The organism is Enterobacter cloacae complex sp. 2021EL-01169 (genome assembly GCF_020733125.1).
In the GTDB taxonomy this organism is placed as follows: Bacteria; Pseudomonadota; Gammaproteobacteria; order Enterobacterales; family Enterobacteriaceae; genus Enterobacter; species Enterobacter roggenkampii.
Genome location: NZ_JAJFTC010000009.1, coordinates 64045 through 79363 on the forward strand (window position 1 = coordinate 64045; position 15319 = coordinate 79363).

Here is a 15319-nt window from a genome sequence, read left to right on the forward strand (position 1 = left end):
GTTACGCCCAGCGTTTAATGATAATCGAGGTGTTGATGCCGCCAAACGCGAAGTTATTGCTCTGCAGGTACTCGCAATCGATCTGGCGGGCTTCTCCCATAATATAATCTAAAGCACCACATTGCTCATCCGGTTGCCTTAAATTGAGTGTCGGGGCAAACCAGCCTTCACGCATCATCTGTAAACTCATCCATGCTTCCAGCGCGCCGCAGGCTCCGAGCGTGTGGCCAAAATAGCTCTTCAGCGATGAAATCGGCACGTTGTCACCATAGATGGCGGCAGTGGCCTGGCTTTCAGCAATATCACCGCGATCGGTGGCAGTACCGTGTGCGGAGATATACCCCATATCCAGGGCGCTTAATCCCGCCATGGCCAGCGACTGCTCCATACAAATCTGCATGGTTTCACGCTGAGGCTGGGTGATATGGGCCGCATCACAGTTAGTGGCAAAGCCCACGATTTCGCCGTAGATAGTGGCCCCGCGCGCTTTGGCATGCTCCAGCTCTTCGAGTATCAGGGTGCCCGCGCCTTCCCCAATCACCAGACCATCGCGCTGCGTATCAAATGGCGAAGGGGTGGTTTTGGGTTCATCGTTACGCTGGCTGGTGGCAAACAGCGTGTCAAACACCGCCGCTTCAGACGGACACAGCTCCTCAGCGCCCCCCGCAACCATAACGGTCTGATAGCCGTGACGAATCGCCTCCCAGGCGTAGCCAATTGCCTGGCTGCCGGACGTACAGGCGCTTGAGGTCGGGATGACGCGGCCACGTAATCCAAAGAACAGTCCGGTATTCACCGCGGTGGTGTGCGGCATCATCTGCACGTAGGTTGTGCCGGTGATGTTATTGGTGTGCTTTTCGGTGAGCATAGTGGCGAATTCGCTGACGGGCCCGGTACTGCCTGTGGATGAGCCATACGCGATACCCGTTTGCCCATTGGTGAGCACCGCCTCGCCAATCAGCCCCGCCTGCTCCAGCGCCAGCTCGGTGGCGCGGGTCGACATCAACGACACGCGGCCCATGGCGCGGATCCGTTTGCGGGTATAATGTTCCGGCAGCGTGAAGTCATCAATCGGCGCGCCCAGCAGGGTGTGCAGGCCATCATAGACCTGCCATTCCGGCATTTTACGCACCGCGTTTTCATACGCCAGCAGCCTGCTGGACACGGATTGCCAGTTTTCGCCAAAGGCGGTCACGCCGCCCATGCCCGTAATCACCACGCGACGCGTCATAGCATTCCTCCGTTAATGGAAATGACCTGGCGGGTGACGTAACCCGCAATATCTGACATCAGATAGCTTGCGAGCCCGGCGACCTCCTCAGCCTGGCCCATGCGTTTCATTGGAATGATGGACATCGCTTCTTTCAGCGCGGCCTCTTCCATTTCAATCATTCCGGTATCAATCAGCCCCGGTGCAATGCAGTTCACGGTGATTTTGCGTTTTGCCAGCTCAATCGCCAGCGCTTTGGTGGCACCGATAATGCCCGCTTTTGCCGCGCTGTAGTTCACCTGCCCGCGGTTACCCATCACGCCGGACACGGACGATAGGGTGATAATGCGTCCCCCTTTACGGGTGCCAATCATCGGCATAATGCAGGGGTGAATGACGTTATAAAAACTGTCGAGATTGGTGTGGATCACGCTGTCCCAGTCGTCTTCACTCAATGCCGGAAAGGCGCCATCGCGGGTGATACCCGCGTTGCTGACCACGCCATACCATGCGCCATGGGCTTCAATGTCCTGTTCCAGCACCTCGCGGCACTGCTCGCGGTTGCCCACATCAAACGAGAGTAAACGGCCGTTGCCGCCCGCCTGCGTGATGGCGTCCAGCGTCTCCTGCGCGCCTGCAGCATCACGATGGTAATGCACGCCTACGGTAAACCCGTCGGCGGCAAGCTGGCGGGCGATGGCGCGCCCTATGCCTTTGCTGGCCCCGGTGACCAGTACGGAACGACTCATGCGTTAGATCCCTGATTAAAAAGCGAGGTTAATTCTTCTGCGCTTGGCTGGAAGGTGTTGACCCGGCCCGTGGCCAGCGTCTCTTCATTAGCGGAAATTGCGCATTCAAAACTGCCGAAGCGTTCGTCCTGCATCAGCAGCTTAACGGTGATGTCCAGCGTCAAGCCTGCGGCGAAACGCCCGCTGGCGCAGATCAGTTCACGCGCGCCGAGCACCATGCCCAGCGCAATATGCTCCTGCCCCTGCTGCTGGCGATGCCAGCCGGACCAGACGCCGACGGTCTGCGCCATCAGCTCGAGCGCGTACCAGCCCGGCAGGTCGCCATCGGCATTCAGAAAGGGTGCCAGCACGCTTTGTCTGTCTATCGCGACGCGGCATACCGCCATGTCGTCCGTCACATTCTCAACGGACTCCAGCAACATCATGGGCGCATCGTGCGGCAAATAGGCTTCGGGTGATAAGTAGCTCATGACGCTCTCCCCAGCAGAATACTGGCGTTGTTGCCGCCAAACGCGAACGAGTTAGACAGAATGACCGGCTTTGTCAGCGCTGTGCGCTGGTGCAGCAGACCGCACGGCGCCAGCGTGTCGTCCGGTGCGTAGCGGGTGAAGTCCTGCGGCGGTAAGGGCAGATCGCGCGTCAGAATCAGCCAGCTCAGGGCCGCTTCGGTGATACCGGCAGCGCCCAGCGTATGGCCGGTAAGGTGTTTGGTAGAGCTACAGGGCACGCTCTCCCCAAAGAGATCGTGTACCACCTGCGATTCAATCTGATCGTTAAGCGGCGTGGCCGTGCCGTGCAGGTTGATGTAGCCGATATCCTCCGGCTGCATACCCGCTTCGTTGAGCGCCTGCGTGATGGCCCTGATCGCCCCTTCGCCCTGCGGATGCGGAGCGGAAATATGGTACGCATCGCTGGATTCACCCGTCCCGAGCAGCGCCACGTCCGCGGGCTCACGGCTAAGCACCATCAGCGCGGCGGCTTCACCGATGGTGATCCCCCGACGGTCGCGACCAAAAGGCTCGCAGAGCGTAGGGGAGAAGGATTCAAGGCTGTTAAACCCGTTGACGGGCATCCGGCTCAGGGTATCTGCTCCGCCAACAATGGCAATGTCCACCAGCCCGGCTTCAATCAGACGTTTGCCGCCGATCATCGCCCGCGCGCTGGAAGAGCAGGCTGTCGAGATCGTATAGGCCGGGCCTTCGAGCTGAAGCCAGTTGGCGAGGAAGCGGGACGGATCGCCGAGCTCCTGCTGCGGGTACTGCCAGTGCGTGCTCGCTGCGCCATGGGTCATGCGCTGCACGTGCTCATCGCCTTCATCCAGCCCAGAGGTGCTGGTCCCCAGCACCACGGCCACGCGATCGCGGCCGACGCGGGCGATAGCCTCGTCGACGGTCGACTGAATCTGCGCCAGCGCGGCCAGCAGAAGCTGGTTGTTGCGGGTGCGGTGAGCGGACAGCGTTTCCGGGATGGGCGGCAGTTCGCCTTCCACACCGCCCAGCACGGCGTCGGGTGAACCCTGTAACCAGCCGGTTCGGGCATGCATACCCGGCGCTACGCCCGTCACCAGGTTAGCAGCGATTTCATCATGCGAGTTGCCCAGCGCGTTGACCATGCCAACAGCGGAAATATAAATCATCTCAGTCACCCAGATATTGAATGGTGATGTGGTATTTAAAAACGTGTTGCTCGATGCTGATCGGCTCGCGCTTGCCTTTACGCTGCAGGTAGACAATCTCCGTCACCAGCTTGCCGCTGGCGTTACGCAGTTCGCGCCGATCGCCCGTGTCAGTCAGCGTCCAGCCCTTCGGCAACTGCGGCTGCCAGGCGCTAATCGGCCAGTGGCTGAGCATCACGTCGGCCAGCACCTGGCTGGCGGGCGGCAACTGCGGCACAACGATCGACTGCTCGGTATGAATACCGGTCTCATCGTACGTCGCCAGGAACAGACGAATGCCCACGGAAGAGAGCCCGGCCAGCGTCACTTTATGCGCATCCGCGTTGAGCATCACCAGCAGGGACTGCGTTTGCCCGTTAAAGCTGCCGGTCAGCAGCTGCTGGGAGCTTACCGCCGGGCTAATGCCGGGCGGTGGGAGCGTAACGCGGGTTCCCGGCTGGAGCCAGGCCTGGGGACGCGTCTCTTGGGTATCGGTCGAATGGCTGCAGCCTGCCAGCAGCAGCGCCGCGGTTAGCGCGACGGCGCGGTAAAAAGCGTTCATTTACGTTTTCTCTCTTTCTTATCCGGCATCGCCAGCGGCGCCAGCAGGAAGGCGGTAAAAATACCGCTCACCAGCACGATACCAAAGCTGCTGATGGCCTGCGTGGCGCTGAAGACGAGCATGCCCAGCGTCAGCAGCGTGGTCATCATCGCCAGCGTAATCGCCAGCATCGAGGTCAGCGGCGTGCCGCGCGGGTTGCTGAAAAACAGCGTGTAGTTAATGCCAATGCCGAGCACCAGCACCAGCGCCAGCAGTGAAAACAGGTTTACCGGGTGGCCCGTTGCGGCCAGTACTGCCAGCCCGCAGCTCAGCGAGAGCACGGACGGCACCAGGCTTATCAGCCCCTTACGCCAGCCGAGGCGCACCATCGCCCCGCAGGCAATCACCCCCAGCGCGGCAAACAGGAGCCCCGTCAGCAGCGTGCGGTAGAGGGCAAACAGGGTGTCAAAACTGGCTTTGCGATCGACCCAGACGACGCCGTCATGGCGCGCGGCCAGCTCGCCGAGGGCCGCGCTGTTTTTTGCGCCGTCCACCGGTACGAGCACGCCGCTTTGACCGTCGGGCAGGGTCAGCCAGAGCAGACGCCAGCCTTCGCTGGCCGGGCTTTTAAGCCACGCGTCCACGCTGACCGGCATGGCGTCCAGATTCGGGGAGACGGCGTTGAGCCCTGCGCTTTTCAGCACGTTCGTTACCGCAGGCGCGGCGTTTTGCAGCAGCGTAAGATCGCTTTTCTGACGGGCCAGTGAGTTCAGCGGCAGGGTGCGCCAGCGGGTAATTTCTCCCGCTTTCTGCGCCTCTGCCAGCGCCGGGGTAAAGGCTTCCAGCCGCTCCAGCGTTTGCTGAGGCGAAGCGCCATGAACCACAAACCATTTCTGATCCACGCTCTGTCCGGTCAGGGCGGTAATGGCCTTCTCCTGCGCCAGAATATCTTTCGGCAGCGCCTGCAGCTGGGCGATGTCGTCGTCCACCTTCAGCGTGCTTATTCCCACGGCGGAGAGCAGCGCCAGCGCGATGGGAAGACCAATTGACAGTTTTTTACTGCGTCGCCAGGCGGCCAGCCAGCGCAACAGCAGGACCATAAAGGGAACCGGGCGCACCGGCAAACCCCGGCACAACCACGGATGCCAGAAAATCACCGTCAGGCAGGAGGCGCTGAGTCCCACGGCAGCGAACACCGCCATCTGGCGGATCCCGGGGAAGGGGGCCAGCATCATAATCAGGTAGGCGGCGACGGTCGTCAGCAGCGCCAGCAGCAGCGCATTGCGAACTTTGGCCAGGCTTTGCCAGGGAGTATGCTCCGCGCCGTGTACCATCCGTTCGGTCAGGTAGTAAAGCGTGTAGTCTGCCGAAATTCCGATGATGCTCATGCTCATCACCAGCGTCATCAGGTGCAGCTCGCCAAAGAGCAGCAGCGTCACCACCGTCCCCGCCAGCGCGCCGATGGCAATGGAGAGCACGCTCAGCAGCAGCGGGCGCAGAGAGCGGAACACCGCCACGATGAGCAGGAACACGCCAAGCAGGGTGGCGATACCCAGCGTCGAAACATCACGTTTGGCCTGCTGGCTGGCGTAATCGCTGTAGAACACGGTCCCGCGGGAAAGCAGCTGTGCCTGAGGGTAGCGGGCTTTCAGCGTCTCCTGCAGCACGTTAAGCGTCGTCACAAGCCGGTGGGTCTGCTGCATATCAAATGATGAGCCCGCCAGCTCGCCGTGGAGCAGATACCAGTAGTTTCCCGCCTCATCTTTTGCGACCAGCCAGCCGTCCATCAGCCGCAGCTTCTGGCCGTTTTGCGCCAGAGCGAGCTGCGAGCCGCGCATCAGCATCAGGGGATCGTTTTGCAGCTCTTTGCCGCTGACGCCGGAAAAGGCCGAATAGAGCTGAGATAAAATCCACTGCGCCTGCGCTTCTCCGCCGTTTTGCAGGCGGGCGCGGGTGGCGGGGTCAATCAGGCCATTTCGGTGCTGCCAGAAGAACTCTCCCCAGGCCTTTTGCCCGGCGGCGTCCATCGGGCCTTTGACCTCGCTGAGCGAATCAGTGCTTTGCAGCAGCGCCAGCCACTGCTGTGCCACGCGCGGATCCGGCTCTTTGCCGGGGCTGACCAGCCAGACCAGCTGGCGGTCGAGACGCTGCATAAACCCGTCGTTGAGCGCCGGCGGGATAGCCCCCAGCGTCTGCTTCGGCAGCATGGCCAGCACGCTGCTGTTCAGTCGCGCGCCGGGCAGCAGCGACAGCAACACGCCCAGCAGAATCAGGCATAGCGTGGCCCACAGCAGCGCCGGGCGCAGGGATTTACGGTGCGGCAAAGCGTTGGCGTTCGTCATCGGTCAGGCTGGCGGGCGTCAGTTGGTGGCGAGAAAGGGCGATATCGGTACGGTCGCCCTGTTTGTCGTTGAGGCGAATCGTTTCCAGATAGGTCGCGCCCCCCAGATCGAGGGTGGCGAAAATCTTGTCCAGCGGCGTCGTTTTTGGCGTAAGCACCAGCGACCAGCGGCCCGCTCCCAGGTCTTTAAAATCGATGCGGAAGTTCTCTTCCAGCACCTTGCGGTCCGCCTGGAACAGGGCGCGCAGAAGATGGTTGAACTGGAACATCTGCGGATTATTGTCGGCAGTGATGGTTTGCGGCGGCTGGCCGTTAATCGCCTGAACCATCCGCTTGTCGTCCAGCAGGAGCGTCATCGGAAACGGCGCTTTTTGATCCCACAGCAGGCCGCTGTCGCGGGCGATCAGCATTTCGCCCTGCGAGCGCAGCGGCTGCGGCATATCTTTTATCGTGCGAACCTGTTCGAAATGCGCGCGCACCACGGGCTGCTCGGTGAAGCGCTGCTGCAGCTCATCCAGCGTCACGGCGCTGACCAGCGGGCTGACGATCAGCGCCAGTAAAGGCAACCATTTCATGGTGTTACTCCCATACGTTCAAACAGTATTGCCGGGCTTACAAAGCACATTTCGCGGGTCGCTTCTTCCACCGCCACCTGAATGGTGTAACCGGTGGTCGTGCGTTTGCCGGTCTGCGCATCGAAAATTTGATAGGCAATGCGCAGGCGGTTTTCATACTCTTCAATGTGCGCGCGGACGCGAATACGCTGCTCAAAGGTCACCGCATCGCGGTATTTCACCCGGGTGTCGACGACGGGCCAGACGTAGCCGGAGGCCTTCATCTGGCGATAGCCATAATCAAACTGATTGAGCAGCGCCTCGCGGGCGATCTCAAAGTAGCGGAAATAGTTACCGTGCCAGACCACGCCCATCATATCGACGTCGTGGAACGGAACGGTGATCTCGACTTCAGTCGTAAAGCGGGGATCGGTCAGCACCCTTTACTCCTTCTCACTGGACTCTGGCAGATGCCAGAAATCGAAAAAATTAAACCAGTCGAGCGGCGACATGAGGGCGTAATGTTCCAGCCGCTGCGCATAGCGATCGACGGTATCTTGCAGTGCCTGCTGGCGTTCACCGCGCGGCAGGCGCAGCGGGTCGGCAAACGGCTCGCAGTGCAGGACGAGCTTACCCTGCTGGCGCAGGGCGAAAATCAGCACCACCGGGCAGCGGAGGATGGAGGCCAGGATAAACGGCCCCTGTGGGAACGGTGCAGGCTGGCCCATGAATCGGCTCCAGATCACGCGCCATTCGCCGCCGCGCTGCGGATTCACCGCGATGCGATCCCCCACAATCGCGACCCATTCACCGCGCTCAAGCTTCTCTTTGATGGCAATGGCGGTGTCCGGGCCGATGTCGGTGACCGACATCAAATTCACGCCAGCTTCGGGCGCCATTTCGCTCATGATTTGCTTAAAGCGCTGGGCGTTCTCGCTGAAAACCAGGGCGTTGATGATTTTACTGCCTTCCAGCTGAGCCAGGGCCCGGCAGGCCTCTACGTCGCCAAGGTGCGAGGCCAGCAGCAGTTTGCCCTGTGGAGCCGCGATGTTTAACGCTTCGCTCGCGCCGGGGGCAAAGACAATATCGCGATGAAGCTTCAGCTCGCCGCGCCAGCTGGCGACTTTATCCAGCATCGCGTTGCCGAAGCGCATGAAATGGAAAAAGCTGTTAAGCCGTGAGGGAACAGGCATGCTCCGCTGACGCAGTTCTTGCTTCACTCTCGCCATCCACTGCCGCGAGGCCTGCCGCGCCGGACGCGCGATAAGCCAGTACACGCCGATAACCGGCCACAACAGCACGGTAAAGGCCCGCCGACCCAGCCGTTCCCAGACGCGCAGCATCAGGCGCATCCCCCACAGACCCTTGACCTCGTCCTGCTGCGCCCAGTGCTGGCGGCGTCGACGGAAAAGCAGGCCGGGCATGCGGGGCAGCATGCCGAAGAAGAGCCGGGTATGCATCAGGGAGATCCGCACGTTATCTTTTAGCGCGTCGAAGTGGGACAAACCGTCCTGCGGATAGGTCACGCGCGTGGGCAGAAAGACGCTGGTGTTGCCCTGCCAGTAGAGACGAACCATCACTTCGGTGTCAAAGTCCATCCGCTTGCCGAGCGGTTCGCGCGCGGCCAGCCGCAGCGTGGGTGAAACCGGATAGACCCGAAAGCCGCACATGCTGTCTTTAAGCTGCAGCGATAAGGTTTCAATCCACACCCAAACGTGGGTGATCCAGCGTCCGTAAAGTCGGGAGCGCGGAATAGAGTCATCGTAAATGGGCTGGCCGGAAATCAGCGCGTCCGGGTGGCGCTCCGCCAGCGCCAGCAGTTTGGGGATATCTTCAATGGCGTGTTGACCGTCCGCATCCACCTGCACGGCGTGGGTGTAACCCGTCCGCGCGCACTCCTCCAGCCCTCTGATGACCGCGGCACCTTTTCCGGCGTTTTGCGCCAGACGAACCAGCGTCATCTGTGGCTCCGCCGCCGCCAGGCGCTCAAGCTCCTGACGGGTGACTGCGTCGCTGCCGTCATCCACCACCAGGCACGGCAGGCCGAACGGCGCGAGACGTGACAATACGCTGGCAATCATCGCGCCGTGGTTGTAGCACGGGATCAGCACGCAGGGACGAAAGATTACTGACATAGACGAATTTTCCCGCTGCTGGCGGTGTGGCGCTCAGCCCCGGCATGGCGTTGATAGCTGAAGGTCAGCATCTGACGTTCGGCATGCCACTCAAGCATCAGCGTCACCGTGGTTTCCGGCAGCAGGGGTGCCTGAAACTTCACGTTTTGAATGCTGTGAAAGCGATAGCCCGGTGCCAGTAACGTCGTGGCGTAGTGCATCACCCAGTCAAGCTGCGCAACGCCGGGCAGCAGCGGTTGTACGGCGAAATGGCCCTGAAACCAGAACAGCGTTGCGTCGAGATGCAAAACGATCTCCAGCTTCTCCGGCTGTGTCTGGTGGCGCTCAATTTCATGAATTTTCATGAAATAACTCCTCTAACTGCGCATAGACACGCTTGTTCATACTGTTTACCGGCATTTCATCAACGATGCGCCAGTAGCGCGGCACCGCGACAGGTTCAAGCCACGGCAGTAGGGCGCGACGCCAGGCGAACTCCTGCGCTTTTTTATCCTGCACATACCCGCGCTGACGGGCCGTTTCATCCAGAACCAGCAGGGCGCCAATCCCCTGACGACCCCCGCGCGTGACCGGCAGTGCGGCCGCTTCGCAAATACCGTCGAGCTCCAGCAGGCGGCGTTCGATCTCGTTAAGCGAGATGCGTTTTTCTTCAATTTTGACCACCCGCCCGCGGCGACCGGCGATGCTGAAAAGCCCCTCGCTGTCGAAGTGCAGGATATCGTCGAGCTGGAGCCCCTCTGGCTCATGGATCAGTGGCGACGTAACGCGACAGGCGTCATCTTCCTGATGGAAGATCACGCCGGGGAACGGTAGCCAGGGCACGTTATCCTCCTGACGATGGCGCCAGGCGAGGATCCCGGTTTCGGTACTGCCATAAATTTCATCCGGCCAAAGGTTAAGCCAGCCGGAGGTGGTCGAGACGTCACGCCAGGGCAGCATTCCACCTGCTGAAATCAGCATCCTGACGGGCGGCGCGGCAAGCTCGGTATCCAGGCGCTTCAGGAACGCCGGGCTGCTGATGAACAGGTATTGCCTGTCAGGAGGCAGAGCGGCCAGCTGTTCTGCGTAATAGAGCATCGCGGCATGCAGCGGCAGGCCCAGCGCCATCGGCAAGACGATACGGAATGTCAGGCCATACAGATGTTGCGGTACGACCGAGGCCACAATGCTGCATCCGGCCAGACGCTCACCAAAGCGGTTAGCCAGCAGGCGGGCTTCGCGATCCAGACTGACGATGTGCTTAACCACCCGGCGCGGCGTGCCCGTGGAGCCTGAGGTGAACAGTTCAACGAAGCGGTTTTCGTCAATGGCCGGCAGAGGCACCCAGTGGCTGGCTGTCTGGTGGCTGGAGGCCACCACAATCTGTTTCCCATGAAAACCAAGCGTTCGATCGCTCAGAACGCCGCTAAACAAAGATTGCTGTTCTTCAAGCTGCGAGACGCGGCTATGGCCGGGAATGACCGGTGTTTTACCGGCATGCAGCGAGGCCAGCAGCGCAACAATAAACAGGTAGCTGTTTTCAAAGCACAGCGCCCAGCGCTCGCCTTCCTGCTGACGCAGGGTCTCGACCAGTAAGGTTACATCGTGGCGCAACTGGCCCAGCGTCCAGGTACGATCGTCAAGCCAGGCAACAGGCGTGTCGTCAGGGCGCGGCGCATTTAACCACTGGCCCAGCGGAAGGGGGTTAGTCATTGTGCATCTCTTTTTTTATCACCCGCTGGCGCACCAGCCACTCTGCTGCCATCAGCATCCCCATCAGGATGTAAGCCACCATACCGTTCCATAGCGTCCACATATGCATGTCGCCGTGGAGGACGGTAAACAGCGCCATCGTGCCGTTGCCGACGAAAAAACCGCACCAGACGAGGGTCACCTTACGGGTATAGCGCACGCCCTCCGGGGGCAAGTTTGGCTCGCGCAAGCGCGCCAGTCGTTCGACAAGCGGCATCGCTGTCCACAGCGAACCGCCAAACACGGCCAGCATGACAAGGTTGACGACCACCGGGTAGAGCAGCAGCCACTGGTGGGCTTTCAGCAGGTAGCTTGCCGTGCAGAGGGCGATCCCCGCCAGCGCCACGCACTGCACCACATACCGCATCGGGCTTGTGTTCCGCTGCGCCTGACGCAGCCGCAGCAGTAACACCAGAGCCATCACGGGTAATAGCCACTGCAGGCTGTTATGCGCCAGCCCAAATCCAATCAGGAAGGGCCACGCCAGCAGCATCAACCCCGTCAGAAGTGGGATGATCGGGAATGTCCGTCCGCCGCGCACGACGTCTTACTCTTCGCGCAGAAGCTGTTCGACGGCGTCTACCACATCCTGAACGGTACGAACCGATTTGAAGGTTTCCGGCTTGATTTTCTTGCCCGTTTTCTTCTGCAGATGAACAATCATGTCCACCGCATCAATGCTGTCCAGCTCCAGGTCTTCGTAAAGACGGGCTTCAGGGGTAATATCCTGCGGGTCGATTTCAAACAGTCGGGTCAGAAGGCCACAGACTTCCTGATAAATGGTTTCTTGTTCGGTCATCGTGATCACATCTCAGGCGCGTTGAGCGTTGATAAAGGACGCCAGCGTGGCGACGGAAAAGAAGTGCTGGCGCATCTCTTCGCTTTCAGCGGAAAGCACCACGCCATACTGGTTTTTCACGGCCAGACCCAGTTCCAGCGCGTCGATAGAGTCGAGACCCAGCCCATCGCCAAACAGCGCGGCATCGGTATCAATATCCTCTGCGGTAAGCTCGTCCAGATTCAGCGTGGTGATAATGAGATTCTTAATTTCAAGATAAAGCGCTTGCATCATTAATTCCTGACAAAGATTGAAGGCCTGATGTTAATCGATGCTGTAGATGCCGGTTTAACTGCCTTGCCGCCAGCGCCGGTTCTTGTTCATTTGCATCGTAAAATTCGTCGATGTTCACGCGGTCGCGGACATCCACGGTGAAGACAGGTTTTTCTGGCGGCACATCATACCAGCGACTTTTTTTATCCAGCAGATGTTCGCTACAGTGGATCAGCACCACCCGCAGATCGCTGTTACAGCGCACGGCGATATTTGCTGCGCCGCGCTGGAGGGAAATAGCTTCGCCAGACCGGGTACGTGTGCCTTCCGGGAAGATTAACAGCGTGTCGCCCTGAGCCAGCCGCTGCTGGCTTGCAGCCAGCAGAGGCTCGGCTTCGCTGTTAATCAGGTAATCCGCCGCGCGGATGACGCCGCTGACAAACGGATTGCGCAGCAGCGCGCTTTTCACCAGACAGTCGGTTTCTGGCATCACCGATGCCAGAATCACGTAGTCAATTAACGTGGGGTGGTTAGCCACCACCAGACAACCCCGATCGTTGCGCAGGGCGTCAAGATTGTGAATGCGATAGTCCAGTACCCCGAGGCCACGGGCAACGGTCAGGAAGAAGCGGAAGCTGGCCGCAATGCTGCGCCGCGCAAGGCGACGGCGGTTGGTGCGGTCGCGTTGGACGATCAGCAGCAGGTTGAACCATACCAGTGACAGCAGCAGCCCGCCCACGCCAAACAGCACGAAGCAGAATCCGGTCATCACCAGACGCCATAACCAGTTAATTCGGGCAGTCAGGCGGTTCATGCGCGCGTCCATTGCCACAGCAAACGTTCGCCGGGTACCACAAACTGGCGTGCCTCGCTGAGATAGCGTTGCAGGAACACCAGGCTTTGCGGAAGGGCGGGTTCATCCCCCGTGCTGCCGCTGCGGGTTTCACACTGCAATTCCTTGCCGGATTCAATCACCAGCGCCAGCGCGTAGGGCCAGTTGGGCATCTGGTGCGGTAACGCTGGGTGGTAAAATTCCGGCAGTGCGCCGTCAAAATCGACCAGCAAGACGCGGGAGTAGCCCGCCTGCAGCAGGCTCAGGACTTCACATAATGCCTGCTGGAAGGTGTCCAGCCCGGCAGAAATGGATGACGAGACGATTGCCTGGCGTGCGGTAATCGTGAGATTGCCCACCGCCGAGTTGTGCACGGACATGGCGAAGTCGGTAGGCGATACGGATTGCCCCGTCGCCAGAGCATGCAGAATACGGTAGTTGCGCTCCAGCTCGCCGTGGCGGCTGGAATAGACGACGGCATCAATGGCGTGGTGTTGCAGCATAGCGAGACCAATGTCCACCGCCAGCTTACTGCCTGAATTGAGGCGGCGCGCGGTCATCATGGGTAAAGCGGTCAGCCGGGGAAGCGGGGCCGCTGGATCGACGGGCAGCTGCAGGCGTGACCACGCCTGCCACTCTGTGGCATCGCTGAGTCCTGGGGCTCTCGCCTGCCAGTCGATAATGTTCAGTGAAAATTTCATCTACGCGCGTCCGCGAAAAAAAACCGTATTCAAAGGGCAGACCTGGCCACCCGGGCAGCTAAGCTGCTCTATTGTTCACGTTTGGTGCATATCAGCAGGGTATGACCGACCCCAAGGTTATCCAGACGCTGTTCAACGCTGAAACCTGCGCTCTCCAGGTAACGATAAAACGCCTCTACGCTGTAAAACCGGCTATTGCCATTCGCCATACAGGTGAAATAGAGCGAGGTGGCATTCAGGCTGAAAGAGGCCGCTTCAAACTTCTGGGCATCCCAGAAAAGCTCCATGATGCACAAACGTGCGCCTGGCTTCATGACCTGTGCGACGCGCGTCAGCATGGCGACAATCTGATCCGGAGAGAAACAATCCAGAAACTGGCTCATCCACCAGACGTCGGCCTCACCCGGCAAGGCTGCTGGGCTAAGCATATCGACAGCATGGAATCCAATACGATGAGAAAAACCTGCTTTTGCGATGTTTTCCTGCGCCAGCGCTATCTGCTGCGGCAGGTCGAGGATCGTCACGGCAACATTTTCGTCATAGCGGCAGCAGCGTAACGCCCATTTACCCGTATTTCCGCCCACATCGTACAATTTTGTCGGCGAGCTTGCGAATATATATGGCAAAGCGGCGTCAAACGCGGCGTCGGAATAGTAATGATCAAAGGCGAACCAGCTCTCTTTCGCCTGAGCCGGTAATTGGGATAATGCCGGATAGATGGTTGGCCAGTTGCCAAACACCGCTAATCCCGCAGGTTTTTCTTCCTTCAGGGCGTCCGCCAGGTGAAATAGCCCTTTGTAACAAACGTCCTGAGTGAAATCCATATTTACGCGGGTCATTTCATCGTGCAGTAAAAAGTGGCCCACTTTCGCCAGAAAATAACGTCCATGCTGTTGGGTAACGATCCGCCCGCTTAATCCCATATCCAGCAGTACGCTGACGGCATAGCTGCCGAGCGTGCTGTGTTCGGTTATTTCCTCGAGGCTGGCACCCTCTTTACCTTGTTTATCGAGCCAGGCGAGAATGCCTGAGTTACGCAGACAAAGCGCGGTCTGAAATAACATCGGAGCAAAAGCGATGCGTTGCGCTTCGGTAATGGCATCCAGTGCGCTGAGCGTATCCTTTTCGTACATTGCTGCGTAACCTTTCAGGGCAAGAAATAAGGGTTATCGGGCCATATGCGGCCCGACTTTAGAAAAATATTACAGTGCGGCGCCCGCGGAGAGGTTCAGCTGAATATCGTGGTCGAGGTTATTCACCCAACGGTTATAATTTTTGTGAATTTTACCGTCAGCCGCTTTCAGGTTCATACTGCTTTCGTAGTTAATGGAATAGCTTGTTGCGGAATAAGGAATACGAACGTCGACCGAGTGGTCGCGCGCCTGCAGACGACCTTTGATAACGCCCGGACCGGCTTCCGTCATGATCCAGTCACGTTTTTGTCCTGCTTTCAAAATCGCGGTTTTTACCTGGTCGGCGGTATGACCCGCGCTCACAGTAGAGTGAACCTGAGCGATTGGGGCAGTACGCGCACAGCCTGCCAGTGCGCCAACGAATACGGCGGCAGCACACCATTTAACGATCTTTTTCATCAACAACTCCATATCAATAATAACAATTAAAGGTAGTGGTTTTTACAAATAATATTTATCCGGCGTTTCTTATGTGCCAGATGTTTTTTTAATCAATATTAAGGTTTGCATTACGTTGACGCGAAGGCGGGCATAATAACATGGAAAATAATTAACAATTTCATTTTTTTTAATTTGCGTTAAATCATGATTTGCGTTTCAACGTAATGCGACCGACGTAAACAAAAA

General features: G+C 59.1%; 18 protein-coding genes. All 18 read right to left on the reverse strand.

The window, feature by feature from the left end:
• Window position 1: 1 nt before the first annotated feature.
• Window positions 2-1231 carry a beta-ketoacyl-ACP synthase gene (locus LLF79_RS19305; protein ID WP_021242168.1) on the reverse strand — a complete coding sequence of 410 codons (1230 nt, stop codon included), beginning with the start codon at window positions 1229-1231 and terminating at the stop codon, window positions 2-4.
• Window positions 1228-1959 carry a 3-ketoacyl-ACP reductase FabG2 gene (locus LLF79_RS19310; protein ID WP_008503093.1) on the reverse strand — a complete coding sequence of 244 codons (732 nt, stop codon included), beginning with the start codon at window positions 1957-1959 and terminating at the stop codon, window positions 1228-1230. Before LLF79_RS19310 ends, LLF79_RS19305 begins: the two co-directional genes overlap by 4 nt.
• The gene (locus LLF79_RS19315; protein ID WP_008503092.1) at window positions 1956-2429 is read right to left on the reverse strand and encodes a 3-hydroxy-fatty acyl-ACP dehydratase; all 474 of its coding nucleotides are present in this window, start codon (window positions 2427-2429) and stop codon (window positions 1956-1958) included. The genes LLF79_RS19310 and LLF79_RS19315 overlap by 4 nt, the downstream gene beginning before the upstream one ends.
• Window positions 2426-3595, reverse strand: a complete 1170-nt coding sequence (locus LLF79_RS19320) for a beta-ketoacyl-[acyl-carrier-protein] synthase family protein (protein ID WP_227880202.1) — start codon at window positions 3593-3595, stop codon at window positions 2426-2428. Before LLF79_RS19320 ends, LLF79_RS19315 begins: the two co-directional genes overlap by 4 nt.
• A gap of 1 nt (window position 3596) precedes the next feature.
• The gene (locus LLF79_RS19325) at window positions 3597-4175 is read right to left on the reverse strand and encodes a DUF3261 domain-containing protein (RefSeq protein WP_008503090.1); all 579 of its coding nucleotides are present in this window, start codon (window positions 4173-4175) and stop codon (window positions 3597-3599) included.
• Entirely contained in the window at window positions 4172-6496 is a 2325-nt protein-coding gene (locus LLF79_RS19330; protein ID WP_227880206.1) for an MMPL family transporter, read from the reverse strand. Before LLF79_RS19330 ends, LLF79_RS19325 begins: the two co-directional genes overlap by 4 nt.
• Entirely contained in the window at window positions 6465-7070 is a 606-nt protein-coding gene (locus LLF79_RS19335) for an outer membrane lipoprotein carrier protein LolA (RefSeq protein ID WP_008503088.1), read from the reverse strand. The genes LLF79_RS19330 and LLF79_RS19335 overlap by 32 nt, the downstream gene beginning before the upstream one ends.
• Complete coding sequence (locus LLF79_RS19340; protein WP_008503087.1) at window positions 7067-7489, reverse strand: thioesterase family protein; 423 nt, start codon at window positions 7487-7489, stop codon at window positions 7067-7069. The genes LLF79_RS19335 and LLF79_RS19340 overlap by 4 nt, the downstream gene beginning before the upstream one ends.
• A gap of 3 nt (window positions 7490-7492) precedes the next feature.
• A complete protein-coding gene (locus LLF79_RS19345; protein WP_045353303.1) occupies window positions 7493-9184 on the reverse strand; it encodes a glycosyltransferase in 1692 nt (563 codons plus the stop codon).
• A complete protein-coding gene (locus tag LLF79_RS19350) occupies window positions 9175-9528 on the reverse strand; it encodes a hydroxymyristoyl-ACP dehydratase (protein ID WP_008503085.1) in 354 nt (117 codons plus the stop codon). Before LLF79_RS19350 ends, LLF79_RS19345 begins: the two co-directional genes overlap by 10 nt.
• Complete coding sequence (locus LLF79_RS19355) at window positions 9515-10876, reverse strand: acyl-CoA synthetase (protein WP_023326243.1); 1362 nt, start codon at window positions 10874-10876, stop codon at window positions 9515-9517. The genes LLF79_RS19350 and LLF79_RS19355 overlap by 14 nt, the downstream gene beginning before the upstream one ends.
• Window positions 10869-11408, reverse strand: a complete 540-nt coding sequence (locus tag LLF79_RS19360) for a hypothetical protein (RefSeq protein ID WP_255642785.1) — start codon at window positions 11406-11408, stop codon at window positions 10869-10871. The genes LLF79_RS19355 and LLF79_RS19360 overlap by 8 nt, the downstream gene beginning before the upstream one ends.
• A gap of 54 nt (window positions 11409-11462) precedes the next feature.
• Window positions 11463-11714, reverse strand: a complete 252-nt coding sequence (locus LLF79_RS19365) for an acyl carrier protein (RefSeq protein ID WP_008503082.1) — start codon at window positions 11712-11714, stop codon at window positions 11463-11465.
• Window positions 11715-11726: 12 nt separating this feature from the next.
• Window positions 11727-11984: a phosphopantetheine-binding protein gene (locus LLF79_RS19370; RefSeq protein ID WP_008503081.1), complete on the reverse strand. Its 258-nt coding sequence runs from the start codon at window positions 11982-11984 to the stop codon at window positions 11727-11729.
• Window positions 11965-12780 (reverse strand): 1-acyl-sn-glycerol-3-phosphate acyltransferase, encoded by an 816-nt coding sequence (locus LLF79_RS19375; protein ID WP_008503080.1) that lies wholly within the window; start codon window positions 12778-12780, stop codon window positions 11965-11967. Before LLF79_RS19375 ends, LLF79_RS19370 begins: the two co-directional genes overlap by 20 nt.
• Complete coding sequence (locus LLF79_RS19380) at window positions 12777-13499, reverse strand: beta-ketoacyl synthase chain length factor (RefSeq protein WP_039267162.1); 723 nt, start codon at window positions 13497-13499, stop codon at window positions 12777-12779. The genes LLF79_RS19375 and LLF79_RS19380 overlap by 4 nt, the downstream gene beginning before the upstream one ends.
• Window positions 13500-13567: 68 nt before the next feature.
• A complete protein-coding gene (locus tag LLF79_RS19385; RefSeq protein WP_227880212.1) occupies window positions 13568-14632 on the reverse strand; it encodes a class I SAM-dependent methyltransferase in 1065 nt (354 codons plus the stop codon).
• Between the two features lie 69 nt (window positions 14633-14701).
• On the reverse strand, window positions 14702-15091 hold the full coding sequence (locus LLF79_RS19390) for a hypothetical protein (RefSeq protein WP_008503076.1): 390 nt from the start codon (window positions 15089-15091) through the stop codon (window positions 14702-14704).
• Between the last annotated feature and the right edge of the window lie 228 nt (window positions 15092-15319).

Bases quoted from the DNA above. Each gene is read 5' to 3' on its own strand.
- LLF79_RS19305 (WP_021242168.1), bottom strand. From the start codon at position 1,231: ATGACGCGTCGCGTGGTGATTACGGGCATGGGCGGCGTGACCGCCTTT.
- LLF79_RS19310 (WP_008503093.1), bottom strand. From the start codon at position 1,959: ATGAGTCGTTCCGTACTGGTCACCGGGGCCAGCAAAGGCATAGGGCGC.
- LLF79_RS19315 (WP_008503092.1), bottom strand. From the start codon at position 2,429: ATGAGCTACTTATCACCCGAAGCCTATTTGCCGCACGATGCGCCCATG.
- LLF79_RS19320 (WP_227880202.1), bottom strand. From the start codon at position 3,595: ATGATTTATATTTCCGCTGTTGGCATGGTCAACGCGCTGGGCAACTCG.
- LLF79_RS19325 (WP_008503090.1), bottom strand. From the start codon at position 4,175: ATGAACGCTTTTTACCGCGCCGTCGCGCTAACCGCGGCGCTGCTGCTG.
- LLF79_RS19330 (WP_227880206.1), bottom strand. From the start codon at position 6,496: ATGACGAACGCCAACGCTTTGCCGCACCGTAAATCCCTGCGCCCGGCG.
- LLF79_RS19335 (WP_008503088.1), bottom strand. From the start codon at position 7,070: ATGAAATGGTTGCCTTTACTGGCGCTGATCGTCAGCCCGCTGGTCAGC.
- LLF79_RS19345 (WP_045353303.1), bottom strand. From the start codon at position 9,184: ATGTCAGTAATCTTTCGTCCCTGCGTGCTGATCCCGTGCTACAACCAC.
- LLF79_RS19350 (WP_008503085.1), bottom strand. From the start codon at position 9,528: ATGAAAATTCATGAAATTGAGCGCCACCAGACACAGCCGGAGAAGCTG.
- LLF79_RS19355 (WP_023326243.1), bottom strand. From the start codon at position 10,876: ATGACTAACCCCCTTCCGCTGGGCCAGTGGTTAAATGCGCCGCGCCCT.
- LLF79_RS19360 (WP_255642785.1), bottom strand. From the start codon at position 11,408: ATGCTGCTGGCGTGGCCCTTCCTGATTGGATTTGGGCTGGCGCATAAC.
- LLF79_RS19365 (WP_008503082.1), bottom strand. From the start codon at position 11,714: ATGACCGAACAAGAAACCATTTATCAGGAAGTCTGTGGCCTTCTGACC.
- LLF79_RS19370 (WP_008503081.1), bottom strand. From the start codon at position 11,984: ATGCAAGCGCTTTATCTTGAAATTAAGAATCTCATTATCACCACGCTG.
- LLF79_RS19375 (WP_008503080.1), bottom strand. From the start codon at position 12,780: ATGAACCGCCTGACTGCCCGAATTAACTGGTTATGGCGTCTGGTGATG.
- LLF79_RS19380 (WP_039267162.1), bottom strand. From the start codon at position 13,499: ATGAAATTTTCACTGAACATTATCGACTGGCAGGCGAGAGCCCCAGGA.
- LLF79_RS19385 (WP_227880212.1), bottom strand. From the start codon at position 14,632: ATGTACGAAAAGGATACGCTCAGCGCACTGGATGCCATTACCGAAGCG.
- LLF79_RS19390 (WP_008503076.1), bottom strand. From the start codon at position 15,091: ATGAAAAAGATCGTTAAATGGTGTGCTGCCGCCGTATTCGTTGGCGCA.